Below are 24008 nucleotides of genomic sequence, written 5' to 3'. Positions count from 1 at the left end.
CGGCGGACGCCCGTGCGTCCGCGCCGCCCTCTACATGGCCGCCGTCAGCGCCGTCCGCTCCGACCAGGGCTTCAAACGCGAGTACCTGACCATGCGCGCCGCGGGAAAACCTGCAAAGGTCGCCCTCGTCGCCATCGCCAGGAAGCTCGTCGTCGCCGCCAACAGCATGCTCAAGGCCGGCCAGCCCTGGCTCAAACAGCCTTGACCCAACACAGTCGCCGGGTCTCCGCTGCGCGCCGCCCGGGATGACGGCCTATTGGCGGTAACCTTGCTGCCAAGGGTGAAACCTCTCACCCTCCCACCGCTGCGCGGCGGGCCCCTCCCTCTCTCCAAGAGAGAGGGTTCAGTTCAGCCCCCGGTCTCGTCCACGGCGATGATCACCGGCTTGCCGCGCGACCAGGGTTCCCAGCCGGCCGCCACGGCCGAGGCGATGGCGGTCGCCACCAGCTTCTTGGGCACCTGCTCGGTCTTCAGCTGCGGCGCGCCGTAGCGGGGCTGCTCGCCGGGCGGAAACTCGATGACGACCTCGCGCTTGCCCTCGACGTGGTGCACGGCGATGGCCATGCCGTGTCGTTCCGTCGGGTCCTTGGACCAGTGCGGCGTGCGTTGCAGCCGCCAGACATAGGTCTCGCCGTCGACCTCGATCTCGAATTCAGGGTTCAGCTTGGTTCGCGCCATGGCGGGGTGTTAGCGCGGCGCGCCCGTCGAAGCCAGCCGCTGCTTGACTCATTTCGATGATTAGCTAATCATCACATCATGAGCCAGGTGTTCAAGGCCCTCTCCGATCCCACCCGCCGGCGGGTGCTGCAGCTCCTGCGCAAGGGGCCGCTGAGCGCCGGCGAGCTGAGCGACCAGTTCGACGTCTCCAAGCCGACCATGTCTGCGCACTTCGCGGTGCTGCGGGAAGCCGATCTCGTGCACGCCGAAAAGGCCGGCAAGTCGGTGATCTACCACCTGAAGCTCTCGGTGCTCGAAGAGGCGCTGCTGGGCTTCGTCCACTCGTTCGGCGTCGGCGAGCAGGCCTCGGCGTCCAAGCAGGAGGTTGCGGAATGAAGAAGGGAGTGATCGCCGACCTCGCCTGGGGCGTCGGCATCGTCGTCCTGGCCCTGGCCGCCAGCCTGGCCCGCAAGCTGGGCTATATCGACACCGACACCGTCAACCGGCTGGTCATGGGCGCCATCGGCCTGATGGTCGCCTGGTTTGGCAATCGCATGCCCAAGCGGTTCGTCCCCAGCGCCTGGGCGCGGCGGGTCCACCGGGTCGGCGGCTGGTCGATGGCGCTGAGCGGGCTCGTCTATGCCGGCCTCTGGGCGTTCGCGCCCTTCGAGGTGGCGGTCGTGGGCGGCTGCGGCGCGATCCTGGCCGGGCTGGTGGTGACGATCGGCTACTGCCTGTCGCTGCGGGCGAAGTCCAAGGCCGTTTGAGACGAAAACCTCGTCCTTCGACAGGCTCAGGATGAGGTTTCTCAGATGCCGAGCCGACAATGGTCCTCATCCTGAGCTCGTCGAAGGACGAGGACCACTCGCAGGGCTTGAACGCCGATCAGACCTATAGCCGGTCGCGCAGCGCGTACCAGGACAGGCCCGCCACCGTCAGCGGCCAGCGCAGCAGGCGGCCGCCCGGGAACGGCGGGGTCGGCAGGCGCGACAGCAGCTCCACCCCGCCCGTCTCGCCCAGCGCCGCGTCGGCCAGCAGCTTGCCGAACCACGGCGCCAGCATCACCCCCTGCCCCGAATAGCCGGCCGCGACCCGCACGCCCGGCGCCAGTTCGCGCACGAAGGGAGCGCGATGGACGGTGATGCCCAGGGTCCCGCCCCAGGCGTGGGTCACCGCCACGTCGGCCAGGTCGGGATAGATCTTCAGCATGTGCCGCCGCACGAACCCCGGCACGTCCGGCGGAAAGCCCGGTCGGTAGTTCTCGCCGCCGCCGAACAGCAGCCGGCCGTCCGGGCTCTTGCGGAAATAGTTCACGACGAAGCGGCTGTCGGCCACGGCGGCGTTCGAGCGGATGATCGTCTCGGCGCGCTCTCCCAAGGGTTCGGTCGCCAGCACGAAATTGTTGATCGGCATCACCCGGGCCCGGGCCTCGCCGCCGGCCAGTTCGTCCAGATAGCCGTCGCCGGTCAGGATCAGCTGGTCGCACAGCACCCGCCCGGCCGCCGTCTCGACCACGATCTTGCCGCCCTCGCGCCGCCCCCCTTCCTTGCGCCAGGCCCGGGCGCGGCTGCGCTCAAAGATCACCGCCCCCCTGGCCAGCGCCGCCCGCGCCAGGCCCAGGGCCAGGTTCAGCGGGTGCAGGTGACCGCCGCCGTTGTCGCGCGTCCCGCCGTGATAGACCCCCGTACCCAATTCCTCGGCCAGGGCGTCCTCGTCGATCGGTTCCAGCTCGTGATAGCCGTAGCGGGCGGCCATGAACTCGATGTGGTCGAGATCCTCGCCCTCGCCGCCCGGCTTGTGACGGGCGTGGATCATGCCCGGCGTGAAGTCGCAGGCGATGGCGTGCTCGGCGATCGTCGCGGCCAGGTGCGAACGGGCGTCCAGCGCCATTCTCCACAACGCCATGGCGTCGTCGCGGCCGACCGTCTTCTCCAGCCAGGCCTGATCGTTGCGCTGGCCCATATGTACCTGGCCGCCATTGCGGCCCGAGGCGCCGGACCCGACCTGGGCGGCCTCCAGCACGACGACCGACACCCCGCGCGAGGCCAGCTCCAGCGCCGCGCCCAGGCCGGTGTAGCCCGCGCCGACGACGCAGACGTCGGCGAAGGCGTCGCCGTCGAGGGCCGGCAGCGGATCGAACGGCGTCGCGGTGGCGGCGTACCAGGAGGTGGCGGGGTGGCCGGTATTCATAGCCCCTCTCCCGGAGGGGAGAGGGAGGGGCCCAGGCGAAGCCTGGGAGGGTGAGGGGTGACGGCGCCTAACGTCGTGCCGGCACGCCGGCCAAGGGTGTAACCCCTCATCCTCCCACCGCTACGCGGCGGGCCCCTCCTTCTCCCTATGGGAGAAGGTGAGCAAGAGCGGGTCCCCTCAGACATTCAGCAGCAGGAACTCCCGCTCCCAGGGGCTGATGGTGCGCATGAAGGTCTCGTACTCGGCCTGCTTCACCCGGGCGTAGGCCGTGCAGAAGGTGGCGCCGAGTATGTCGGTCAGGGCCTTGGCCTCCTCGAACAGGGTCACCGACTCCAGCAGGCTGCGAGGCAGCTCGATGCCCCGGGCCCCGGCGTCGATCTCCACCGGGGCCGTGGGGGCCAGGTTCTGGGTCATGCCCAGATAGCCGCAGGCCAGCACGGCGGCGATGGCGAGGTAGGGATTGGCGTCCGACGAGGGGATGCGGTTCTCCACCCGGCGATTGGCCGGATCGGACGGCGGCACGCGCAGGCCGCAGGTGCGGTTGTCATAGCCCCACTGGGTGTTGACCGGCGCGCCGCTGTCGCGGGCGATGCGGCGGTAGCTGTTCACGTAGGGGGCCAGTATGGCCATGATCGCCGGCAGGTAGCGCTGCTGCCCCGCGATGAAGGCGTAGAATGACGGCGTCGCCTCGCCGGTCTTGGGGTCCGAGAACAGGTTGTCGCCGTCCTCGGTCAGGATCGACTGGTGCACGTGCATGGCGCTGCCCGGCTCGCCGGCCATCGGCTTGGCCATGAAGGTGGCGTAGATGTCGTGCTCCATCGCCGCCTCGCGGATGGTGCGCTTCATCATGAACACCTGGTCGGCCAGCTCCAGCGGCGTGCCGTGGCGCAGGTTGATCTCCATCTGCGCCACCCCGCTCTCGTGGATCAGGGTGTCGATCTCCAGGCCCTGGCGCTCGGAATATTCGTACATGTCCTCGAACAGGGCGTCGAACTCGTTGACCGCGCTGATCGAATAGCCTTGGCGGCCGCTCTCGGGCCGGCCCGACCGGCCGACCGGCGGCTTCAACGGATAGTCCCAGTCGATGTTCTTCTCGACCAGATAGAACTCGATCTCCGGCGCCACGATCGGGCTCCAGCCCTTCTCGCGATACAGCGACAGCACCCGGCGCAGCACCTGGCGGGGGCTTTCCTCCACCGGCCGGCCGTCGGGGTGGAAGGCGTCGTGGATCACCTGGGCCGTCGGGTCCTGGGCCCAGGGCACGGTGGCCAGGGTGGCCAGGTCCGGGGTCAGGAAGATGTCGGTGTCGGCCTGCACGCCGTTCACCGCCCCCTCGAACTCGGGAAAGTCGCCGGTGATGGTCTGGTAGAACACCGCCAACGGCAGGTTCATCGACGGCGTCCCCAGGAACTTGCGCACCGGCATGATCTTGCCGCGGGCCACGCCGGCCAGGTCGGGCACGACGCACTCGATCTCCTCGATGTTCTGCTGCCGGAACCAGGCCTGGGCCTCGTCCAGCGTCTTTACCCCCCGGGTGACCTTCGGACCGTCGTGGTTCTTCTTGTGCTTGGGCTTCATGAGGGCGCTCCTCGCGCTTGCTGAAGTTTGGGCTAGTGGAACGGGTTGATGATGCGGACACCCTCTACGATCTGGCCGCTAGGGAGTGGGTTGGGCTTAGCCCCCGCGCCGATAGAGCTCATCGCGCGGAACGTTGTCCGAAGCTCGGAAGACACCATCGCCTCGTCCGAGTTCCATTAGGAACTGCCGAACCATGGCCTCGATGGACGTCCCCGTGTCCGCCGCCTTGATCGACACCCGTCGATAGGTTTCGTCATCGACTTCGACTGTGATGAACTTCATGGCGACATTCTCACGAGCCCATGTCGATGTTAGCATTGGGCATGGCCGAGTCCGATCCCGCCATCTTCGACATCGCCGACGACGATGCCGAGCGCCGCGCCGAAGCGGCGGCCGACGCCGACGTTGAAGCCGGTCGTGTCGTTCCGCACGAGCGCGTGCGCGAGTGGCTCAAGACGGTCGGCACGCCGAACCAGAAGCCGACCCCATATTCGTGGCGGAAGTAGTCTGGACCGACAGGGCGCTGGCCGACATTGAGGCCATCGTCGCCTATATCGTCGGCCAGCATAGCCCTATCGCCGCCCAACGTCTCGCCCAGCGCTTGCTCACGACAGGCGACACGCTGGCGACCAATCACGATCGCGGCCGGCCGATAAAGCGCGGTCGCCGCGAACTGGCCATCGTCCCTCCATACCTGATCCGCTATCGGATCAAGGCTGAGCAGGTGCTGATTTTGGAAGTCCGGCACGGCGCGCGCCGGCCGGACTGAGGCGATACTCACCCCTCCTCCTTCGGCTTCAGCGCCCGCAGCACCGGCTCGGCCTCGTCGAGCGACTTCCTGATGATGCCGACCAGCTCGTCGATCTCGGCCTTGGTGATGATCAGCGGCGGGCAGCAGACGATGCTGTCGCGGATGGCCCGCACCATCAGGCCGTTCTTGATGCAGAGATCCCGCACGATCGGCCCGGCCTCGCCCTCCTTGTCGAGGAAGCGATGGTTGGTCCCCTTCTCGCGCACGATCTCGACCGCGCCGATGAGGCCCAGCGACCGGGTTTCGCCCACCAGCGGATGGTCGTTCAGCGACGCCAGCGCCTGGGCCAGGTAGGGGCCGGTCTCGGTGGCCGTGCGCTCGACCAGACCCTCGCGCTCCATGATCTCGATGTTCTTGAGCGCCACGGCCGCCGCCGTCGGGTGGCCCGAATAGGTGAAGCCGTGGATGAAGTCGCCGCCCTTCTCGCGCAGCTCGGCGACGATGTGGTCGGCCACGCCCACGGCCGAAATCGGCAGGTAGCCGGACGACAGGCCCTTGGCCATGGCGATCAGGTCGGGCTTGATCCCGTAGTGCTGGTGGCCGAACCACGCGCCCAGCCGCCCGAAGCCGCAGATCACCTCGTCGCAGACCAGCAGGATCCCGTACTTGCGGCACAGGGCCTCGACCGCCGGCCAATAGCCGTCCGGCGGAATGATCACCCCGCCCGCCCCCTGCACCGGCTCGCCGATGAAGGCCGCGACGTTCTCGGGGCCGACCTCGAGGATCTTGTCCTCGATCGCCTGCACCGCCCGGTCGCGGAAGGCGGCCGGGTCCTCGCCGAAGCCGTCGCCGAACAGGTAGGGCTGCATCACGTGCTCGACGCCGGCGATCGGCAGGTCTCCCTGCTTGTGCATGTGCTTCATGCCGCCCAGGCTGACGCCGGCCACGGTCGAGCCGTGATAGGCGTTCCAGCGGCTGATGAAGACCGTGCGCTGCGGCTCCCCCTTCAGTTTCCAGTAATGGCGCACCAGGCGGAAGACCGTGTCGTTCGCCTCCGACCCCGACGAGTTGTAGAAGACGTGGGAAAGATGCCCGCCCATCTTCTGCGCGATCTTGGCCGCCAGCTGGATCGGCGGCGGCGAGGCCGTCTTGAAGAAGGTGTTGTAGTACGGCAGCTCCAGCATCTGGTCGTAGGCCGCCTGGGCCAGCTCCGTGCGGCCGTAGCCGACATTCACGCACCACAGCCCGGCCATGCCGTCGAGGATCCGATGGCCCTCGCCGTCGTGGATGTAGACGCCCTCGGCCCGCGTGATGATCCGGCTGCCGCCCTGCTCGGCGATGACCTTGTGATCGGCCTGGGCCGGCAGGTGGTGAGCCAGGTCCAGGCGCTTGAGCTCGGCGATGTCGTGGTTGCGGAGGGGGGCGGTCATGTCTGGGTTTCCCGTGCGTTTCTTTTCTCCCTTCCCCCTTTGATGGGGGAAGGGTCGGGGATGGGGGTGACAGCGGTTCAGGGTCCGGCGCGAGCCGAACCGCCGTAACCACCCCCACCCCTGGCCCCTCCCCCATCAAGGGGGAGGGGAAACTCGAATTCACCTCGCAAGGCCTGGCCAAAGAGGCTGAAGAAGGCCTGCGACTGCGGGTTGGCCTCCGGCTTCCACTCGGGATGCCACTGCACGGCCAGCACCGGCGCGCCGTCCACGCTGGCCGACACCGCCTCGACGACGCCGTCCTGGGCGCGGGCCTCGACGGCCAGGCCCACGCCCAGCCGGTCGACGCCCTGGTAGTGCACCGAATTGACCACCGCCCGCTCGGTCCCGAAGGCTGTGGCCAGCACCCCGCCGGGGGTCAGGTCGACCGGGTGGCGGTGGTCGAACATGCCGTTGAAGTCGACCTCGTCGGGGGCGTGATGGGCGATCAGCTCGGCGCTGGTCGCCATGTCGCGCCGCAGGGTGCCGCCGAAGGCGACGTTGATCTCCTGGAAGCCCCGGCACACCCCGAACACCGGCCGGCCCAGGTCGAGCATGGCCTTGATCAGGTCGCGGGTCATGGCGTCGCGATCGCGGTCGAACGGCCCCGGCGCATCCTCCACGGCCTCGTCGTAGAAGGCCGGATCCAGGTTCGAGGGGCTGCCGGTCAGCATCAGGCCGTCCAGCCGGCTCGCGACCTCCGAGGCCTTCATCAGCCCCGGCATCGACGGCACCAGCAGGGCCGCGGCGTCGGCGTATCTCATCGCGCCTTCGACATAGCGGTTCATCACCGCCTGGGCCGGCTCGATCCCAACGGTGCGGGTGCAGCAGATGACGCCGGCGACGGGTCTCATGACATCACGACAGCAGCACCGCCGGCGAGCAGGCGTGCCAGGCGATCCACACCGCCTCGCCCAGCCGGAAGTCCTCCTGGTCCCAGCGGGTCAGGTTGGGGCGCTGCACCTTTACCCGGCGGCCTCCTTCTATCTCCACCTCGTAGGTCGACACGCCGCCCAGATAGGCCTCGTGCCTGATCACGCCGGCCACCGCGTTCGTGCCCTTGGGCGCGTCGCCCATGTTCGGCGGCTCGCCGTCGTCGGGGCGCTTGTGCAGCTCGATCTTCTCGGGCCGGATCGCCGCCCACACCGTGCCGCCGCGCGGACCGGTCACGCCGTGGTCGAGAAAGATGTCGGTCGGCAGCCCCGGCGAGCGGATCACCGCGTGGCTCGGCTCGTCCACCGCCAGCACGCCCTCGAACAGGTTCACGCTGCCGATGAAGTCGGCCACGAAGCGGCTGTTGGGGAACTCGTAGAGGTCGTTGGGCGCGGCCACCTGCTGAAGCAGGCCCTTGCTCATCACCGCGCAGCGCGTCGCCAGAGCCAGAGCCTCGTCCTGGTCGTGGGTGACCATGATGAAGGTGATCCCCACCTTCTCCTGCAGGGTGCACAGCTCGGTGCGCATCTGCTCGCGCAGCTTGGCGTCCAGGGCCGACAGCGGCTCGTCCAGCAGCAGCACCCGCGGCCGTTTGACCAGCGCCCGGGCCAGGGCCACGCGCTGGCGCTGGCCGCCCGACAGCTGGTCGGGCTTGCGCTGGCCAAGGCCGCCCAGCTGCACCAGCTCCAGCGCCTCCTCGACCCGCCGGTCGCGCTCGGCCTTGCTCACCCGGTCGACCTTCAGGCCGTAGGCGACGTTGTCGGCCACGGTCATGTGCGGGAACACCGCGTAGGACTGGAACACCATGTTCACCGGCCGCTTGTTGGGCGGCACGTTCGAGATGTCCTGGCCGTCGATCAGGATCCGCCCCTCGGTCGGCGTCTCGAACCCGGCCAGCATCCGCAGCAGGGTGGTCTTGCCGCAGCCCGACGGTCCCAAGAGGGCGAAGAACTCGCCCTCCCGGATGCTCAGCGACACGTTGTCGACCGCCGCCAGCTTGCCGAAGCGCTTGGTGACGTTCTCGAAGGTGATGATGGGTTTGGCTTCGGTCACTTCGTCATTCCCCCCGAATACGTCAGCGGCCTGGGCTCCTCGGCCCACGTGGAACCTCCCCCTCTGGGGGAGGCGGTCGCGCAGCGATCGGTGGGGGGCGTGACTGCGGCACCCCCGCGGAAGCTGAGAACTTCCCCCCACCGGCCTTCGGCCGCCTCCCCCAAGGGGGGAGGTTCCAGTGCGGCGAACATCATGCCTTGTCCCCCCCATGCGCCCCGGCCGCCGCCGCCGGATCGCCTTGCAGCTTCAGCGCCACGGCGGTCAGGATCACGGTCAGCACGATCAGGATGGTCGAGGCCGCATTGACCTCGGGCGTCACCGAGAAGCGCACCATCGAATAGACCTTCACCGGGAAGGTCACGGTGTCGGGCCCGGCCGTGAAGAAGGTGATGACGAAGTCGTCGAGGCTCAGCGTGAAGGCCAGCAGGGCCCCGGCCACCAGCGACGGGGTCATGTGCGGCAGGATCACGTCCTTGATGGTGCGGAACTCTCCCGCCCCCAGGTCGCGCGCGGCTTCCTCGAGCTCGCGGTTGAAGCTGGCCATGCGCGCGCGCACCACCACCGCCACGAACGGGAACGAGAAGGTCACGTGGGCGATGATGATCGCCCCCAGGTTCAGCGGCCAGACCAGGCCCTGCGGCCAGGGCAGCACCTTGGCGAAGAACACCAGCATGCCCACGCCCATGCAGATCTCGGGCACCACGATCGGCAGGGCCAGCGCCCCGTCCACCACCGTCTTGCCCGGGAACCGGAAGCGCCACAGGGCCAGGGCCACCATGGCGCCCAGCACCACGCTCAGCAGGGTCGAGACCGCCGCGATCGTCAGGCTGTTGGCGAATGCCTCGATCAGGCCGTCGTTGTTGAAGGCCTTCTCGTAGTATTTGAGCGTGAAGCCCTTCCAGACAATGTTGCGCCGGCTGTCGTTGAAGCTGAAGGCCATCAGGGCGATCAGCGGCGCATAGAGGAACACCCCCACCGCCAGCAGCCACAATCGGATCGGCCAGCGGCGCAGGTATTCAAGAGGCCCCGGCGGGCTGCGCTTGCTCATCGGAAAGCCTCCCCCTTCCCCCTCGATAGGGGAAGGGCCGGGGATGGGGGTGACAGCGGTTCAGGATGTGGCGCGGCCGAGCTCAAGCCCGCCGACGGCGTCACCCCCACCCCAGCCCCTCCCCCAGCGAAGGGGGAGGGAGAAGAAAGAAGCGGCGAGATCATCCCACGCCCTCCTTCTTCCGGCCCTTCGACAGCAGCGCCTGCACGGCGATGGCGATGAAGGTCAGGTACATCAGCAGGAACGACAGGGCCGCGCCGAACGGCCAGTCGTTGGCGCGCTTGAACTGGCGCTCGATGACGTTGGCGATCATCTGGCTGTCGGGTCCGCCCAGCAGGTCGGGCGTCAGATAGGCGCCCAGCGCCGGGATGAAGGTGATCAGTATGCCCGAGGCGATGCCCGGCAGGGCCAGCGGCACGACGATGCGGAACAGGGTGCGCAGGTGCCCGGCGCCGAGGTCGAGGCTGGCCTCCAGCAGCGACTTGTCCAGACGGTCCAGCGCCGAATAGAGCGGCAGCACCATGAACGGCAGGTGCACGTAGACGAGGCCCAGGATCACCGCGAAGTTGTTGTGCAGCAGCTCCAGCGGCTGGTAGGCGCCCAGCGGCGCGACCTTGGCCCCGATGTTCCAGAACCACTCGAAGCCCTGGTTGACGTAGCCCTCGGTCCGCAGCACCGCGATCAGCGCATAGGTGCGGATCAGGAGGTTGGTCCAGAACGGCAGCATGACCAGCAGCAGCAGCCAGGTCTTGGCCTTCTGCGAGGCGAAGGTGATGGCCAGCGCCACGGGGAAGCCGATCACCAGGCACAGCGCCGTCGTCAACGCCGCCACCCAGGCCGACTTGACGAAGATCTTCAGGTACAGCGGCTCCAGCGCCCGGGCGTAGTTGGCGATCGTGCCGGTGAACGAGATCTCGGTCAGCCCGACATTGTGGCCGAAGCTGTAGGCCCAGACGATCGCCATCGGCGCGACGAAGAACACCACCAGCCAGACCAGCGGCGGTCCCAGCGCGGCGGCGAACACCGCCTTGGCCTTCTTCCAGCTCTGTTCCATCGAGCGCTCCAAGATCCTCCCCCTCTGGGGGAGGTGTCGCCGAAGGCGACGGAGGGGGGTATGGCCGCAAGGGTGAGACGCTCAGCGGAAACTGAAAACGTCCCCCCTCCGGCCCTCCGGGCCACCTCCCCCAGAGGGGGAGGATTTCCAACGCCCTACGCCGCCCGCACGCGGGTGATGATCTCTTCGTAGAGGCTGGCCTTTTCCGCCCCTTCGAAGGCCCCGTACTCGCACTTCGACATGATGTCGGCGGGCGGGAAGATCACCGGATTGTTCTTGTAGTCGTCCGGCATCAGCGCCTTGGCCGCCGCGTTGGGCGTCGGATAGAGGATGGTCTTGCTGATCTCGGCGCCGGCCTGGGCGTCCAGCAGGTAGTTGATGAACTTGTGGGCGTTGTTCGGACGCGGCGCGCCTTTCGGAATGCACAGGCAGTCCGAGTTGATGAGGCTGCCTTCCTTGGGCACCACGAAGTCGACGTCGTCGTCGTCCTTCATCGCCTGGGCGATGTCGCCGTTGTATTCGAGCACGACGTCGACCTCGCCCGACAGCAGCAGGTCCTGGCCGTTGTCGTCGTGGAAGGCCTTCACGAACGGCTTCTGCTTGATCAGCATCTGCTCGATCTTCGGCAGCATGTCGGCCGGGATGTCGTTGACCGAATGGCCCAGGTACTTGGCCGACAGGCGCACCAGGTCGGCGCTTTCCGACAGCAGGGCGATCTTGCCGGCGTACTGGTTGCTGTCGAACAGGTACTTCCAGCTGTCGGGAACGCCTTTGACCTTGCTCTTGCGATAGCCGATGCCCAGCACCAGCCAGGTATAGGGCAGCGAGAACTTCCGGCCCGGGTCGAAGTCCGGGTTCATGAAGGTCGGATCGATGTTCTTGATGTTGGGGACCTTGGCGTGGTCCAGCGCCTCCAGCATGCCGGCCTGGGCCATGCGGGTGACGAACTCGTTGGACGGCACGATGACGTCGAAGCCCGGATTGCCCGCCTTCAGCTTGGCGAACAGTTCGTCGTTGGTCGCGAACAGGCTCATGTTCACGTCGACGCCGCTGGCCTTCTTGAAGTCGCCCAGCGTGGTCTCGCCGATATAGGTGTCCCAGTTGTAGAAGTTCAGCTTGGCCTCTTCGCCGCCCTCGGACGGCGCGGGCTTCTCGCCGCAGGCGGTGAACGACAGGCCGATGGCCGCCGCGCCGAACGCGGTCAGCAGCGAGCGGCGCGAGGCCCCCCGGAAGTGGTTGGTGCTCATGGCCTCGAAACTCCCTCTTTCGTTCGCATGAAGCGGACGAGGCCCCTTCCCCGCCGCCGGTTCAACCCAAAGCTTACTCCCCGCGCCATGCCGTCAGGCGTTGCGCAGATACCAGTCATAGTCGAGCTGCCCGACCACCTCGAAGAACCGCGCCTGCTCGGTGCGCTTCACCGACACGAACATCTCCACGAAGCGTTCGCCCAGGTAGTCGGCCAACACTTCGGACTTCTCGAACAGGTCGACGGCGGCGAACCAGTTGGACGGCAGGCGCACGTTCTCCTTGGCCGCGGCGGCATAGCCGTCGCCGACCACCGCCGGGCCAGGATCGATCCGGTTGGTGATCCCGTGGTGCGCCGCCGCCAGCAGCGTCGCCATCACCAGGTATGGATTGCCGTCGGCCCCGGCCACGCGGTGCTCCACATGCCGCGTGGGCGCTGGTCCGGCTGGGACGCGCAAGGACACCGTGCGGTTGTTGACGCCCCAGGTCGGGGCGACGGGCGCGTAGGAATTGGCCTTGAAGCGGCGATAGCTGTTGGCATTGGGTGCCAGGATCGCCATGCCCTCGCCCAGCAGCGCCTTCATGCCGCCGATGGCGTGCCTGAGCAGTTCCGAGCCTTCCGGATCCTCGGCGGCGCACAAGTTCACACCGTTGTGGTCGTTGAAGCTGACATGCACGTGGAAGCCGTTGCCAGCCCTATCGGCCCAGGGCTTGGCCATGAACGTCGCCTCGCAGCCATGGCGCAGCGCCACCCCCTTGGCGGCGCGCTTGTAGAGCACCGCGTCATCGGCGGCTCGCAGCGCATCGGGCTTGTGCTTGAGGGTCAGCTCCACCTGGGCCGGGGCGAACTCCGAGATCGCGCCTTCCAGGGGCACGCCCAGCACGTCGGCGGTGTCCCACAGCTCGCGCAGGAACGGCGCGTTGGCCTCCAGTTCGGGCAGGCCATAGACCTGGATGCCGGTCGGCCGCTGGCCGGTCAGCACCGACTTTGCCGGCAGGAGCTCGCCGTTCGGACCGCGCTCGATGTCGACGAGGTAGTATTCCAGCTCGCAGGCCGCGACCGGCGTCAGGCCATCGGCGGCGTAGCGGTCCAGCACCCGTTGCAGCACGTGGCGCGGGTCCAGGTCGTTGGGCGTGCCATCCAGTTCGTACAGCGACAGCATCACCTGGGCGACGTCGGGACCCAGCCACGGCGCCAGGGTCAGCGTGCCCGGCACGGGCCGCGCGCGGCGGTCAGCGTCGCCGTCCTCCCAGACCAGGCCGGTCTCCTCGCAGTCGGCGCCGACGGTGTCGACCACCAGGATCGAGCCCGGCAGGAACCGGCCATAGTCGTAGATCGCCTGCAACTCATGCACCCGCAACCGCTTGCCGCGCGGCACGCCGGTCATCGAGGTGAAGAACACCTCGACGAACTTCACCTGCGGATGGGCCGCCAGGAAGTCGCGGCATTCGTCGGAAGAGGCGACACTCATTCAACCTCTCCCATGGGGAGAGGGAGGGGCCCATGCGCAGCATGGGAGGGTGAGGGGGTAAGGCGCCCGACGGCGTGCCGGCGCTCCGGTTGAGAGCGTAACCCCTCACCCTCCCAGCGCTTCGCGCCGGGCCCCTCCCTCTCCCTCTGGGAGAGGGTCCCGATAAGCGACCTCACCATCAGTTCACCTCCCCGACAGCCACGGCGAACGCATCGACCGCCGCGACCAGCCGGTCCACCGCCGCGTCCTCGGTGACGGGCGAGACCAGCATCATGTTGTGGAAGGGCGCGATCAGCACCCCTCGGTTGATCAGCCACAGATGCAGCGCTTCCACCGCATCCTGGTCCAGCACTTTCCGCATCGCGGCGGCGTCGCGCGGCGGCGGATCGGCGAAAACGAGCTCCACCCGCGCGCCCACATGCGCGACCGACCACGCAAGGCCGCGCGCGGCGATCACGCCCTCCAGCCCCGCCACCAGCCGCTGCGCCCCGGCCAGCATCTTCGCATAGGCCGCGTCGGTCATCACCTCGGACAGCATGGCCCGCATGGCCGCCATGGCCAGCGCATTGCCCGACAGCGTCGTGCCGATCCCCGACTGGCCAGGACCGATGCGCGCCTGGGCCTCGTCCATCCGCGCCGACAGTTCCGCCGTCACGCCCCAGACGGCCGCGGGCACGCCGCCGGCCACGGCCTTGCCCAGCACGAAGACGTCGGGCTCCAGCCCATGCGAGCGGGTGTAGCCGCCGGGACCGGTGGAGATCGTGTGGGTCTCGTCGATGATCAGCAGCGCCCCCGCCTCGCGCGTCAGCCTGCGCAGCGCGTCGTGGAAGCCGGGATCGGGCAGGATCATCCCGCAGTTGGTCATCACCGGCTCGGCCAGCACGGCGGCCACGTCGCCGGGGGCCAGGGCGGCTTCCAGCGCCGCCAGGTCGTTGAACGGCGCAACGCGGGTGGTGGCCGTCAGGTCCTGCACCTGGCCCAGCAGGCCGGGCTTCATCGCGGGCGCGCCGTCCTTCAGCACCACGAAGGCGTCCTCGACCATGCCGTGGTAGCAGCCGTCGAACACCAGCACGACCGGCCGCTGCGTCACCGCCCGCGCCCAGCGGATGGCCGCGCGGTTGGCGTCGCTGGCCGTGGTCGCCGCCTGCCACAGCGGCAGGCCGAACCGCTCGGCCAAGAGCTTGCCGACGATCACCGCCGAGGCGGTCGGCAGCATGAACCCCGCGCCCCGCCTGGCCTGGTCTGCGACGGCGGCCGCCACGGAAGGCTCGCCATGACCGAACATCGACGGCGTGTCGCCCAGGCAGAAGTCGTCATAAAGCCTGCCGTCGACGTCGGTGACCTGCGCCCCCACGCCCTGGGCGGCGAAGATCGGGCTGGGGCAGGCCCAGTCGCCCATCCAGTGCATCGGAACCCCGCCCCGCCACACGGCGGCGGCCGCCTTGGCCATCGCCACGCTGCGCGGATGCTCGGCCAGGAACCGCGCGCGCTCGGCGGCGATCAGGTCGGTCAGGGTGCTGGAGCGGGAGAGTTCGGCGATCATGCGCCCTCTCCCCCTACTCCCGTCATTCCCGCCCTTGTGGCGGGAACCCCTGGTTCAGCTCGCAGGTGCGCCGCCAGCGGACCGCCAGCGGTCCGCCCCCACTGCCCTTGCGGCGGACAGAGGGGTTCCCGCCACAAGGGCGGGAATGACGGGCTATTTGAGATATGCGGGAAGGCCTCGCTCATGCCACCCCGCCAAAGCACAGGTACTTGGTCTCGAAATACTCATCGAGACCCTCGGACGATCCCTCGCGGCCCAGGCCCGACTCCTTGACCCCGCCGAACGGCGCCACTTCCGTGGAGATCAGGCCTTCGTTGATGCCGACCATGCCGGCCTCGATGGCCTCGGCCACGCGCCAGCAGCGGCCGACGTCGCGGCTGTAGAAATAGGCCGCCAGGCCGAACGGCGTGGCGTTGGCGAGAGCGATAGCCTCGTCCTCGGTCTCGAACTTCACGATCGGCGCGACGGGGCCGAAGATCTCCTCGTTGAACAGGCGCATGTCCGCCGTGGCGCCGGTCAGGACCGTGGGCTGGTAGAACAGGCCGCCCAGTTCGTGGCGCTCGCCCCCGACCTCGACCCGGGCGCCGGCCGCGACGGCCTCCTTGACCAGGGCCTCGACCTTGACGATGGCCTTGTCGTTGATCAGCGGGCCGATCACCACGCCCTCGCCCGTGCCTGCGCCCACCTTCATCGCCGCCACCTTTTCGGAAAGGCGTTTGGCGAAGGCGTCGTGGATGCCGGCCTGCACGATCAGGCGGTTGGCGCAGACGCAGGTCTGGCCGGTGTTGCGGTACTTGCTGGCGATCGCGCCGTCGACGGCGGCCTCCAGGTCGGCGTCGTCGAAGACGATGAAGGGCGCGTTGCCGCCCAGCTCCAGGCTGAGCTTCTTCATCGTGCCGGCGCACTGGCCGTAGAGCACCTTGCCCACCGGGGTCGAGCCGGTGAACGACAGCTTGCGCACCCGGCCGTCCTCGCACAGGGCCTTGCCGATGGCGCTGGCGTCCGTGCCGGTGACGACGTTGAGCACGCCCGCCGGCACGCCGGCCTCGATGGCGAGGCGGGCGATGGTCAGGGCGCACAGCGGCGTCTCGGCCGCCGGCTTGACCACCACGGTGCAGCCGGCCGCCAGGGCCGGTCCGACCTTGCGGGTGATCATGGCGATCGGGAAGTTCCACGGCGCGATGGCCGCGCACACCCCGATCGGCTGCTTGATCGAGGCCAGCCGCTTCTTCGGATCGGGCGTCGGGATGGTGTGGCCGTAGCCGCGCTTGGCCTCCTCGGCGAACCAGTCGATGAAGCTGGCCCCGTAGGCCACCTCCCCCTTCGACTCCGCCAGCGGCTTGCCCTGCTCGGCCGTCATCAGCCTGGCCAGGTCGTCGGCGTGGGCGAGCATCAGGTCGCTCCACTTGCGCAGGATCGCCCCGCGCTCCTTGGCCGTCCTGGCCGCCCAGGCCGGAAAGGCCCGGTGCGCCGCCTCGATGGCCACCCGCGTCTCGCCCGCGCCCAGGTCCGCGACCTTGGCGATCACCGTCCCGTCGGCCGGATTGGTCACCTCGAAGGTCGCCTCGCCCTCGATCCACAGGCCGTCGATGAAGGCTTCGGTTTCAACGAGATTCAGGGTCATGGCAGGCTACCTCAGCGTTACGGACACCGACTTCAGGTCGGCGTACTTGTGCAACGCATGTAGGCTGCGGTCGCGGCCAAAACCCGACTGCTTGAAGCCCCCGAACGGCATGGTGATGTCGCAGGCGTCCCAGCCGTTGACCCAGACCAGGCCCGCCTTGAGCTTCCGAGCCCCCTTCAGGCCGCGATTGATGTCGCTGGTCCACAGGCCCGCGGCCAGGCCATAGACCGTGTCGTTGGCCAGGGCGAAGGCCTCGTCCTCGCCCGTGAAGCTCATGACGCCAAGGACCGGCCCGAACACCTCTTCCCGGGCCAGCCTGTGGCTCGGCTGCACGCCGTCGAAGATGGTCGGCTCCACATAGAAGCCGCCGGTCTCGATGCGCACCTGCGATCCGCCCAGCACAGGCGCGCCGCCTTCTTCCCGGGCCTTGTCGATATAGCTGAGCGCGGTCTGCATCTGCCGCTCGCTGACCATGGCCCCGAAGCCGGTGTCGGGGTCCAGCGGATCGCCGACCTGGATGGTCCGGGCCACCGCGACCACCTTCTCGAGGAACGCGTCCTTGATCGAGGCCTCGACTAGCAGGCGCGAGGCGGCCGTACAGACCTCGCCCTGGTTATAGAACACGCCCCAGGCGGCCGCTTGCGCCGCCGCATCCAGGTCGGGACAGTCGGCGAAGACGATCTGGGGCGACTTGCCGCCCAGCTCCAGCGACACGCGCTTGAGGTTGCTCTGCGCGGCGTACTCCATCAGCCGTCGGCCGGTGAGGCCCGAACCGGTGAAGGCGATCATGTCGACGTCCATCGACCGCGCCAGGGCCTGGCCGGCGATCGCCCCAAAGCCTGGAACCACGTTCAGCACCCCTGCCGGGAGCCCAGCCTCCAGGGCCAGTTCGCCCAGCTTCAGCGCCGTCAGCGGCGACTGCTCGGCCGGCTTGAGGACGACGGAATTGCCCATGGCCAGGGCCGGCGCGACCTTCCACATCGCCATGTGCAGCGGGAAGTTCCACGGCACGATCGCCCCGATCACGCCCAGCGGCTCGTGGGTGGCGAAGGACAGGCGATCGGCCGGCGAGGCGCCGACCTCGCCATAGACCTTGTCCAGGGCTTCGGCGTACCAGCGGGTCGTGTTGATCGCCAGCGGCACATCCACGGCCCGCGCGTCGCGGATCGGCTTGCCGACGTCCAGGCTCTCCAGCAGCGCCAGGTCCTCGGCGTCGCGCTCCATCAGCTCGGCCAGCCGGAACAGCACCTTCTTCTTCTGGCGCGGATGCAGGTCGCGCCAGCGGCCGTCCTCGAAGGCGGCGCGGGCTGCGGCCACGGCGCGCTCGACGTCGGCGACGTCGCAGGCGGCCACGGCGTTCAGCACCGCCCCGTCGCGCGGCCCGACATTGTCGAAGGTCCCGCCCGAGGCCGCGCCGACCAGCGCGCCGTCGATCACCGCCCGGCCGGGAAGGGCCAGGCGGCGCAGGTGCTCGGAGATGGATGCGGGAACGCTCACGTCCTGCCTCATGAAACTGTGATCACAGTTTGCCCCGTCGGAGCGACTGTCAAGCCGGCGCCGGCCTCGACCGCCGCGCGCATCTTGTCCATGCCTTCGGACAGGTCAGCGGCGATGGCCCGGCGGGCGCCCTCGGCGTCGCGGACCTTCAGGGCGTCCATGGCCTGCGCGTGGCGGTCGGCCGGCAGGCTGCCCGTACCCACGCGCCCGAACACCACCCGCATGAACGGCCCGATCTGCAACCAGAGCCCGCCGGCCATGGCCAGCAGCACCTCGGCCCCCGCCCGCTCGTAGATGGCGAAATGGAAGGCGTGGTTGGCCACCATGTAGCGGTCGACATCGCCAACCCGCAGGGCTTCTTCCAGGTCCTGGTCGATGGCTTTCAGCTTGCGCACCAAGGCCTCGTCGGCCCTGGGCGCGGCGCGGGCGGCCAGCTCCGGCTCGATCCATTGACGCGCCAGCTCCAGCTGTTCCAGCCGTTCGGCGCTCAGAGAGGGCACGCTAAGGCGCTTGTTGGCCGGGTTGATGGCCAAGGCCCGCTCGGCCACGAGGCGCCGCACGGCGTCTCGCACCGGCATGGGGCTGACCCCCAGCTCGGCGGCCAGGCTGCGCAAGGACACGCCCACGCCCGGCGCGATCTTGCCTGTGATCAGGGCCTGGCGAATGGAGTCGTAGACCTGGTCATGCACCGCCGTGGAATCGGCCAGGGGACGACGCGGTTTCGGCTCGGCCATGTCCCCTCCTCTGTCCGATGCAATCTTGGGGTTGCCAGCTAGTCGATAATTGCGATCACAATGCAAGGTCTCAGACCCGGGAGCGCGAGATGCCCGACTTCGGCGCCAACGACCTCGACGCCTACTGGATGCCGTTCACGCCCAACCGGCGGTTCAAGGCCAATCCGCGCCTGCTCGCCGGCGCCAAGGGCATGCACTACGCCACGCCGGACGGGCGACAGATCCTCGACGCCACCTCGGGCCTGTGGTGCGTCAACGCCGGCCACGGGCGCGAGGCGATTACCGAGGCCATCCGCAGGCAGGCCGGCGAGATGGACTATGCGCCCAGCTTCAATCTGGGCCACCCGCTGGCCTTTTCCTTCGCGTCGCGCCTGGCCCAGGTGACGCCGAAGGGCCTGAACCGCATCTTCTTCACCAACTCGGGCTCGGAGTCGGTCGACACCGCCCTGAAGATCGCGCTGGCCTATCATCGCGCCCGCGGCAAGGGGACCAAGACCCGGCTGATCGGCCGCGAGCGCGGCTATCACGGCGTCGGCTTCGGCGGCATTTCCGTCGGCGGCATTCCCAAGAACCGCATGTACTTTGGGTCCCTGCTGACCGGCGTCGACCACCTGCCTCACACCCACGGCATCCTCGAGAACCTGTTCAGCCAGGGCCTGCCCCGGCACGGCGCGCATCTGGCCGACGACCTGGAACGCATCGTCGCCCTGCACGACGCCTCCAACATCGCCGCCGTCATCGTCGAACCCGTCGCCGGCTCGACCGGCGTGCTCGTGCCGCCCGACGGCTACCTTCAGAAGCTGCGGGCGATCTGCGACAAGCACGACATCCTGCTGATCTTCGACGAGGTGATCACCGGCTTTGGCCGGGTCGGCGCGCCCTTCGCCGCCGACCGCTTCGGCGTCACGCCCGACCTGCTGTGCATGGCCAAGGGCCTTACCAACGCCGCCGTGCCGGCCGGGGCGGTGGCCGCCAGCACCGCCATCTACGAGACCATGCTCGACGGCGCCGACGCGCCGATCGAGCTCTTCCACGGCTACACCTATTCGGGCCACCCGCTGGCCTGCGCGGCCGGCCTGGCGACCCTGGAGATCTACAAGAGCGAAGGCCTGTTCGAGCGGGCCCTGGCGCTGGAGCCCTACTGGCGCGCCGCAATCCATTCGCTGGCCGACGCCCGCCACGTCATCGACATCCGCGACTTCGGCCTGATCGCCGGCATCGAACTCTCCCCCCGCCCCGGCGCCCCGACGGCCCGGGCCATGGAAGCCTTCGAGGCCGCCTTCGACCAGGGCCTTCTGATCCGCGTCACCGGCGACATCATCGCCCTGTCGCCGCCGCTGATCATCGAGGAGGGCCAGATCGACCAGATCGTCGATACCATCCGCAAGGTGCTGGCTGCGGTGGAATAGGCCACTCCCCCTCTGGGGGAGGCGGCCGAAGGCCGGAGGGGGGACGTTTTCAGCTTCCGCGACGCTGACCGTGGCGCCCCTAAGCCCTTCCCCCTCGATGGGGGAAGGGTTGGGATAGGGGTGACGCCGGCCGTTCCGCTTGCACCGCCGCTTCAAGCCCGACCGCCGCAACCACCCCCAACCCCGGCCCTTCCCCCATCAAGGGGGAAGGGAGAAGACGCGCCGAAGGGGATAGAGCAGCGTTGATCCCCGGCGCTCGCCGAAAAGAGTTCCACGAACTCAACGCCCTACGACTTTCTCACGTCCGTCGATCAGACGCGCTCGAACCCACCGTACAATCTACCCGTCTCGCCGCACCGAAGGGGCGCAAGGCCAGCGACCATGCGGCGGCGGGATGCAGTCGAGCGGGAACGAGTCCGGTCGGGAAAACCGGACGCTCGGGGACCTGGCGCTGGCCAGGCCCGCCCGCCGTCGGCTTCGTCGGGGACAGACGGGAGAGACGCTCCTACCCAGGACATCCCCGCCCCGCGGCGCGCCTTTCGGGAAACCGGCGGGCGCGCTCCGGCAAGGCGTCAACAGCGCCGCCGGCCGGAGGCGGACGGAAAACGGCGGCGCGGAGCGCTCGGCTTCGTCGAAACGGTAACTTGCTGAAACAGCTTCCGGGCGTCGCCCGGGCGCCCCGCACCCCTTCGATCAACTCGCAGCCAAGGCGCGAGGCCGCAAACCCGCACCCCAAGATCCTCCCCCTCTGGGGGAGGTGTCCGCGAAGCGGACGGAGGGGGGCCGTTCTCAGCTTCCGCTGCGCCGTAAAGTCTCCCCCCCACCGATCGCTGACGCGATCGCTTCCCCCCACAGGGGGAAGTTCGCTCTAGGCCTTCAGCCGCAGCACATTGTCCACGACCCGCTCGGCCACCGGCAGCGGCGCATCCACCGCCTGGCGCTGCACCAGGCAGCCGTACCAGCCCAGGCCCTTGTAGGTCTCGTAGCCCGGGGTCAGGGCGTAGCCGATCGTGCGGTCGCCCTGCGCATAGCTGCCCATGCTCCCATGCGAGGTGTCGAGCTTGAAGCTGTCGGTCAGCACGCCCTGCCCGTCCGAAGCCGCCAGGATCCGGTGGTTCTGGTCCAGCAGCAGCACGCGCGAGCGGGCCTTCTCCTCGTCGGTCATGCGCACGCCGTCGACGATGGCCTGGGCCTGCGGCCGCCAGTCGAAATGAACGCCCAGCACGCCGATCACCTTGCCCCGCGCCTGGCCGCCCTCGCGGATGGCCGTGGCGTAGGTGGCCACCGGCGCCTCGTCCAGCAGCCGCTGGCGGGCGATGTCGGCCACGGCGAAATCATCGCCGCTCTTGGTGCGCAGCGCTTCCTGGAACCAGCTGGCGTTGGCCACCGACGCGCCCTGCACGCCGCGATACTTGTCGGGCCGGCCGCTGGCGATCACCCGTCCGGCCGCGTCGCAGATCCACAGGTCCAGATAGACGGTGTAGGCGTCGAGAATGACCTTCAGCCGCTGGCTGGCGTAGTCGGCCGCCTCGCGCGAGGGCGCCATGGCGCAGTCCACAACAGCGCTGTCGGTCGCCCACCAGCGCACGTCGCAGGTCCGCTCATAGAGGTTGCGGTCGATGATCTCGATGGCGTTCAGGGCCAGATCGGCCAGGCGCTGGCCGCGCAGGTGCGACAGGATCGCTCCGCCGATCGCCGTCAGCTCGTCGAGGTCGGCGCGCACCTGGCTCTCCAGGGCCCCGGCCACCTCGTCGATCTGGGTCGAGATCTTCTTGAACTCCTCGGCCACGATGGCGAAGCCCTTGCCGGCCTCGCCCGCGCGGGCGGCCACGATCAGGGCGTTGATGGCCAGCATCTTGGCGGCGCGGTTGACGGTCGAGATCTCGCCGATCTTCTGCCCCGCCACCACGCTGAGGCGTTCGGACAGGTCGAGGATGCGCTCCGGACGGAGGCTGGCTTCTTCGGCGGACATGGCGTGCTTCCCCCCCGGGACGCGAATCGACGGCAATCCGGTAAGGTTGACACCAGCGTCAGGTTCGACCGCCCATTTTCGGAAGAAAACTTCGCCTGTCGGCGTTTGATCGCAAGGCGATCACCCACATCGCCCGGATATCGAGCACGATTTGATCACGGGCGCAGCAAGCCCACGTGCTTTGTAGGGTTACCGCCACATCCCGTCACGGCTCCCGCAAGAATGACACCGGTGGACATTTTTCTGTCTGCCGGGCAGGGTCGCAGCATCCGGACGATGCGCGCACGATGCTCGCCGGCCTCGGGGAGAACCGCGTCATGATCCGCCTTCGCTCGCGCCGCCTGCTGGCCGGCGCCGCCGCCCTCGCCCTGCTCGGTCTCGCCGGACAGGCGTCACCCCAGATGGCCGCCAAGACCCTGGCCTTTCCCGGCGCCGAGGGCGCGGGCCGGTTCTCGCAGGGCGGCCGCGGCGGCGCGGTGATCAAGGTCACCAACCTGGACGACGCCGGGCCCGGCTCGCTGCGCGCCGCCGTCGAGGCCAAGGGCCCGCGCACAGTGGTCTTCGAGGTCGCCGGCGTCATCCAACTGAAGTCGGACCTGAAGATCAGCGAGCCGCGCATCACCATCGCCGGCCAGACCGCGCCCGGCGGCGGGATCACCCTGCGCGACCATACCCTCGTCGTCTCGGCCGACGACGTGGTCATCCGCTTCATCCGCTCGCGCCTGGGCGACGAGAGCAAGACCGAGAGCGACGCCATCTGGATCAACAACGGCCGGCGGATCATCCTCGACCACGTCTCGGCCAGCTGGTCGGTGGACGAGACCCTGTCGGCCTCGGCCCGCTACGGCGAGGAGGGCCAGGGCTTCTTCGACCTGACGGTGCAGTGGTCGATCATCGCCGAGTCCATGGCCCGGTCGCTGCACGCCAAGGGCGACCACGGCTACGGCAGCCTGATCCGCGGCGGCAGGGGCTCGAAGATCAGCTTCCACCACAATCTCTGGGCCAACCACATGGCCCGCATGCCCCGCCCCGGCAACTACGACGGCGCCGACAAGGACCCGGTGGGGGCCCTGTTCGATTTCCGCTCCAACGTCTTCTACAACTGGGGCAAGGGCTATGCCGGCTACGACGCCGACAAGGCCGCGGTCGTCGCCTACAACTTCGTCGACAACGCCTACATCATGGGTCCGCAGAGCGCCAAGGCGGTGGCTTTCCAGGAAAGCAACAGCCTGGCCCGCGCCTATTTCGCCGGCAACAGCATGCTGACCAACGTGCCGGCCGATCCCTGGAGCCTGGTGACCTTCACCATTCCCGAGCCGGCGGGCTATCGCCTGCCCGCACCGGTCGACGTCGCCCCGGTCAAGTCCGATCCCGCCCCGCTGGCCTATGAGCGGGTGCTGGCGCAGGCCGGGGCCTCGGTGTTCCGCGACAGCGTCGACGCCCGCATCGTCGCCGGCGTGCGCGACCGCACTGGCAAGGTGATCAACAGCCAGAAGGACGTCGGCGGCTGGCCCGTCTTGCCGGCCGGCAAGGTCGCGAAGGACAGCGACGGCGACGGCATGCCCGACGCCTGGGAAAAGGCCCATGGCCTCGACCCCAAGACCCCCGCCGACGGCGCGGCCCCGGCCAAGGACGGCTCGGGCTACACCAATCTCGAACTCTATCTGGCCTCGGCCGCCGCCCGGCGCGGCTGAGCCCGAAACGCAGAAAGCCGGCGACCGCGAGGCCGCCGGCTTTCGAAACGTCAGGTCCGGCGCGCCCCTCGAAGAGGCGCGCCGTCCA

General features: G+C 68.8%; 22 protein-coding genes and 4 pseudogenes. 9 read left to right on the top strand and 17 right to left on the bottom strand.

Translation table 11 applies throughout. The features are described from left to right. Positions 1-205 (top strand): annotated as a pseudogene (locus SGCZBJ_RS17275) (IS110 family transposase); the annotation flags it as partial. 143 nt (positions 206-348) lie between these two features. Here the strand turns inward: SGCZBJ_RS17275 and SGCZBJ_RS17270 are convergent. Further along, the gene (locus SGCZBJ_RS17270) at positions 349-678 is read right to left on the bottom strand and encodes a hypothetical protein (protein WP_101719218.1); all 330 of its coding nucleotides are present in this window, start codon (positions 676-678) and stop codon (positions 349-351) included. A gap of 78 nt (positions 679-756) precedes the next feature. Here SGCZBJ_RS17270 and SGCZBJ_RS17265 point away from each other — a divergent pair, with 78 nt between their 5' ends. The 3 genes and pseudogenes from SGCZBJ_RS17265 to SGCZBJ_RS26560 form a co-directional block, all read left to right on the top strand. Continuing rightward, a complete protein-coding gene (locus SGCZBJ_RS17265; RefSeq protein WP_101719217.1) occupies positions 757-1053 on the top strand; it encodes an autorepressor SdpR family transcription factor in 297 nt (98 codons plus the stop codon). Then, positions 1050-1424 carry an SdpI family protein gene (locus SGCZBJ_RS17260; RefSeq protein WP_205685413.1) on the top strand — a complete coding sequence of 125 codons (375 nt, stop codon included), beginning with the start codon at positions 1050-1052 and terminating at the stop codon, positions 1422-1424. The genes SGCZBJ_RS17265 and SGCZBJ_RS17260 overlap by 4 nt, the downstream gene beginning before the upstream one ends. A 3-nt stretch (positions 1425-1427) precedes the next feature. Continuing rightward, positions 1428-1524, top strand: a pseudogene (locus SGCZBJ_RS26560) (hypothetical protein); the annotation flags it as partial. Positions 1525-1548: 24 nt separating this feature from the next. Here the strand turns inward: SGCZBJ_RS26560 and SGCZBJ_RS17255 are convergent. After that, positions 1549-2847, bottom strand: coding sequence for an NAD(P)/FAD-dependent oxidoreductase (locus SGCZBJ_RS17255; protein ID WP_101719216.1), 1299 nt, complete (start codon positions 2845-2847; stop codon positions 1549-1551). Positions 2848-2918: 71 nt separating this feature from the next. Between SGCZBJ_RS17255 and SGCZBJ_RS26555 the strand changes: the two are divergent. Then, positions 2919-3008: pseudogene (locus SGCZBJ_RS26555) on the top strand (hypothetical protein); the annotation flags it as partial. 16 nt (positions 3009-3024) lie between these two features. On the opposite strand, the gene SGCZBJ_RS17250 reads toward SGCZBJ_RS26555, so the two are convergent. Together SGCZBJ_RS17250 and SGCZBJ_RS17245 are read right to left on the bottom strand one after the other, a co-directional pair. Next, positions 3025-4425, bottom strand: a complete 1401-nt coding sequence (locus SGCZBJ_RS17250; RefSeq protein ID WP_101719215.1) for a glutamine synthetase family protein — start codon at positions 4423-4425, stop codon at positions 3025-3027. Positions 4426-4521: 96 nt separating this feature from the next. Further along, entirely contained in the window at positions 4522-4707 is a 186-nt protein-coding gene (locus SGCZBJ_RS17245) for a ribbon-helix-helix protein, CopG family (protein ID WP_101719214.1), read from the bottom strand. Positions 4708-4727: 20 nt separating this feature from the next. Between SGCZBJ_RS17245 and SGCZBJ_RS17240 the strand changes: the two genes are divergently transcribed. Continuing rightward, positions 4728-4931: an antitoxin gene (locus tag SGCZBJ_RS17240; protein ID WP_240621549.1), complete on the top strand. Its 204-nt coding sequence runs from the start codon at positions 4728-4730 to the stop codon at positions 4929-4931. Then, a complete protein-coding gene (locus SGCZBJ_RS17235; protein ID WP_165799354.1) occupies positions 4919-5194 on the top strand; it encodes a type II toxin-antitoxin system RelE/ParE family toxin in 276 nt (91 codons plus the stop codon). The genes SGCZBJ_RS17240 and SGCZBJ_RS17235 overlap by 13 nt, the downstream gene beginning before the upstream one ends. A gap of 8 nt (positions 5195-5202) precedes the next feature. Here SGCZBJ_RS17235 and SGCZBJ_RS17230 read toward each other — a convergent pair whose 3' ends face one another. The 12 genes and pseudogenes from SGCZBJ_RS17230 to SGCZBJ_RS17180 form a co-directional block, all read right to left on the bottom strand. Then, on the bottom strand, positions 5203-6606 hold the full coding sequence (locus SGCZBJ_RS17230) for an aspartate aminotransferase family protein (RefSeq protein WP_101719211.1): 1404 nt from the start codon (positions 6604-6606) through the stop codon (positions 5203-5205). A 77-nt stretch (positions 6607-6683) separates the two neighbouring features. Then, entirely contained in the window at positions 6684-7496 is an 813-nt protein-coding gene (locus tag SGCZBJ_RS17225; RefSeq protein ID WP_101719210.1) for a gamma-glutamyl-gamma-aminobutyrate hydrolase family protein, read from the bottom strand. A 4-nt stretch (positions 7497-7500) separates the two neighbouring features. After that, complete coding sequence (locus tag SGCZBJ_RS17220; protein ID WP_101719209.1) at positions 7501-8628, bottom strand: ABC transporter ATP-binding protein; 1128 nt, start codon at positions 8626-8628, stop codon at positions 7501-7503. A 190-nt stretch (positions 8629-8818) separates the two neighbouring features. Further along, positions 8819-9676, bottom strand: a complete 858-nt coding sequence (locus tag SGCZBJ_RS17215) for an ABC transporter permease (RefSeq protein ID WP_101719208.1) — start codon at positions 9674-9676, stop codon at positions 8819-8821. 160 nt (positions 9677-9836) lie between these two features. Continuing rightward, on the bottom strand, positions 9837-10742 hold the full coding sequence (locus SGCZBJ_RS17210; RefSeq protein WP_165799353.1) for an ABC transporter permease: 906 nt from the start codon (positions 10740-10742) through the stop codon (positions 9837-9839). 143 nt (positions 10743-10885) lie between these two features. After that, positions 10886-11977 (bottom strand): ABC transporter substrate-binding protein, encoded by a 1092-nt coding sequence (locus SGCZBJ_RS17205; RefSeq protein ID WP_101719206.1) that lies wholly within the window; start codon positions 11975-11977, stop codon positions 10886-10888. 93 nt (positions 11978-12070) lie between these two features. After that, complete coding sequence (locus SGCZBJ_RS17200; RefSeq protein WP_101719205.1) at positions 12071-13447, bottom strand: glutamine synthetase family protein; 1377 nt, start codon at positions 13445-13447, stop codon at positions 12071-12073. Positions 13448-13625: 178 nt separating this feature from the next. Continuing rightward, positions 13626-14990: an aspartate aminotransferase family protein gene (locus tag SGCZBJ_RS17195; RefSeq protein ID WP_101719204.1), complete on the bottom strand. Its 1365-nt coding sequence runs from the start codon at positions 14988-14990 to the stop codon at positions 13626-13628. 22 nt (positions 14991-15012) lie between these two features. Next, positions 15013-15141 (bottom strand): annotated as a pseudogene (locus tag SGCZBJ_RS25715) (hypothetical protein); the annotation flags it as partial. A gap of 30 nt (positions 15142-15171) precedes the next feature. Further along, positions 15172-16614: an NAD-dependent succinate-semialdehyde dehydrogenase gene (locus tag SGCZBJ_RS17190; RefSeq protein ID WP_101719203.1), complete on the bottom strand. Its 1443-nt coding sequence runs from the start codon at positions 16612-16614 to the stop codon at positions 15172-15174. A 6-nt stretch (positions 16615-16620) separates the two neighbouring features. Beyond that, a complete protein-coding gene (locus tag SGCZBJ_RS17185; protein ID WP_101719223.1) occupies positions 16621-18111 on the bottom strand; it encodes an aldehyde dehydrogenase in 1491 nt (496 codons plus the stop codon). A gap of 8 nt (positions 18112-18119) precedes the next feature. Then, a complete protein-coding gene (locus SGCZBJ_RS17180) occupies positions 18120-18845 on the bottom strand; it encodes a GntR family transcriptional regulator (protein ID WP_101719202.1) in 726 nt (241 codons plus the stop codon). Positions 18846-18934: 89 nt separating this feature from the next. Between SGCZBJ_RS17180 and aptA the strand changes: the two genes are divergently transcribed. Beyond that, the gene (gene aptA, locus SGCZBJ_RS17175) at positions 18935-20254 is read left to right on the top strand and encodes an omega-aminotransferase AptA (RefSeq protein ID WP_101719201.1); all 1320 of its coding nucleotides are present in this window, start codon (positions 18935-18937) and stop codon (positions 20252-20254) included. A gap of 868 nt (positions 20255-21122) precedes the next feature. On the opposite strand, the gene SGCZBJ_RS17170 is transcribed toward aptA, so the two are convergent. Further along, positions 21123-22226 (bottom strand): methyl-accepting chemotaxis protein, encoded by a 1104-nt coding sequence (locus SGCZBJ_RS17170; RefSeq protein ID WP_101719200.1) that lies wholly within the window; start codon positions 22224-22226, stop codon positions 21123-21125. Between the two features lie 317 nt (positions 22227-22543). On the opposite strand from SGCZBJ_RS17170, the gene SGCZBJ_RS17165 reads away from it, so the two are divergent. After that, entirely contained in the window at positions 22544-23920 is a 1377-nt protein-coding gene (locus SGCZBJ_RS17165; protein WP_101719222.1) for a pectate lyase, read from the top strand. Positions 23921-24008: the final 88 nt, after the last annotated feature.

This window comes from Caulobacter zeae (genome assembly GCF_002858925.1).
Lineage (GTDB): Bacteria > Pseudomonadota > Alphaproteobacteria > Caulobacterales > Caulobacteraceae > Caulobacter > Caulobacter zeae.
The sequence above is the reverse complement of the archived record's forward strand: the minus strand, read 5'-3'. Positions and strand labels throughout refer to the sequence as shown.

Excerpts from the sequence above, each read along its gene's own strand:
- SGCZBJ_RS17205 (WP_101719206.1), bottom strand. The coding sequence starts at position 11,977 with ATGAGCACCAACCACTTCCGGGGGGCCTCGCGCCGCTCGCTGCTGACC.
- SGCZBJ_RS17190 (WP_101719203.1), bottom strand. The coding sequence starts at position 16,614 with ATGACCCTGAATCTCGTTGAAACCGAAGCCTTCATCGACGGCCTGTGG.
- SGCZBJ_RS17180 (WP_101719202.1), bottom strand. The coding sequence starts at position 18,845 with ATGGCCGAGCCGAAACCGCGTCGTCCCCTGGCCGATTCCACGGCGGTG.
- SGCZBJ_RS17270 (WP_101719218.1), bottom strand. The coding sequence starts at position 678 with ATGGCGCGAACCAAGCTGAACCCTGAATTCGAGATCGAGGTCGACGGC.
- SGCZBJ_RS17260 (WP_205685413.1), top strand. The coding sequence starts at position 1,050 with ATGAAGAAGGGAGTGATCGCCGACCTCGCCTGGGGCGTCGGCATCGTC.
- SGCZBJ_RS17240 (WP_240621549.1), top strand. The coding sequence starts at position 4,728 with ATGTCGATGTTAGCATTGGGCATGGCCGAGTCCGATCCCGCCATCTTC.
- SGCZBJ_RS17250 (WP_101719215.1), bottom strand. The coding sequence starts at position 4,425 with ATGAAGCCCAAGCACAAGAAGAACCACGACGGTCCGAAGGTCACCCGG.
- SGCZBJ_RS17230 (WP_101719211.1), bottom strand. The coding sequence starts at position 6,606 with ATGACCGCCCCCCTCCGCAACCACGACATCGCCGAGCTCAAGCGCCTG.
- SGCZBJ_RS17215 (WP_101719208.1), bottom strand. The coding sequence starts at position 9,676 with ATGAGCAAGCGCAGCCCGCCGGGGCCTCTTGAATACCTGCGCCGCTGG.
- SGCZBJ_RS17165 (WP_101719222.1), top strand. The coding sequence starts at position 22,544 with ATGATCCGCCTTCGCTCGCGCCGCCTGCTGGCCGGCGCCGCCGCCCTC.
- aptA (WP_101719201.1), top strand. The coding sequence starts at position 18,935 with ATGCCCGACTTCGGCGCCAACGACCTCGACGCCTACTGGATGCCGTTC.
- SGCZBJ_RS17195 (WP_101719204.1), bottom strand. The coding sequence starts at position 14,990 with ATGATCGCCGAACTCTCCCGCTCCAGCACCCTGACCGACCTGATCGCC.
- SGCZBJ_RS17200 (WP_101719205.1), bottom strand. The coding sequence starts at position 13,447 with ATGAGTGTCGCCTCTTCCGACGAATGCCGCGACTTCCTGGCGGCCCAT.
- SGCZBJ_RS17255 (WP_101719216.1), bottom strand. The coding sequence starts at position 2,847 with ATGAATACCGGCCACCCCGCCACCTCCTGGTACGCCGCCACCGCGACG.
- SGCZBJ_RS17225 (WP_101719210.1), bottom strand. The coding sequence starts at position 7,496 with ATGAGACCCGTCGCCGGCGTCATCTGCTGCACCCGCACCGTTGGGATC.
- SGCZBJ_RS17170 (WP_101719200.1), bottom strand. The coding sequence starts at position 22,226 with ATGTCCGCCGAAGAAGCCAGCCTCCGTCCGGAGCGCATCCTCGACCTG.
- SGCZBJ_RS17245 (WP_101719214.1), bottom strand. The coding sequence starts at position 4,707 with ATGAAGTTCATCACAGTCGAAGTCGATGACGAAACCTATCGACGGGTG.
- SGCZBJ_RS17265 (WP_101719217.1), top strand. The coding sequence starts at position 757 with ATGAGCCAGGTGTTCAAGGCCCTCTCCGATCCCACCCGCCGGCGGGTG.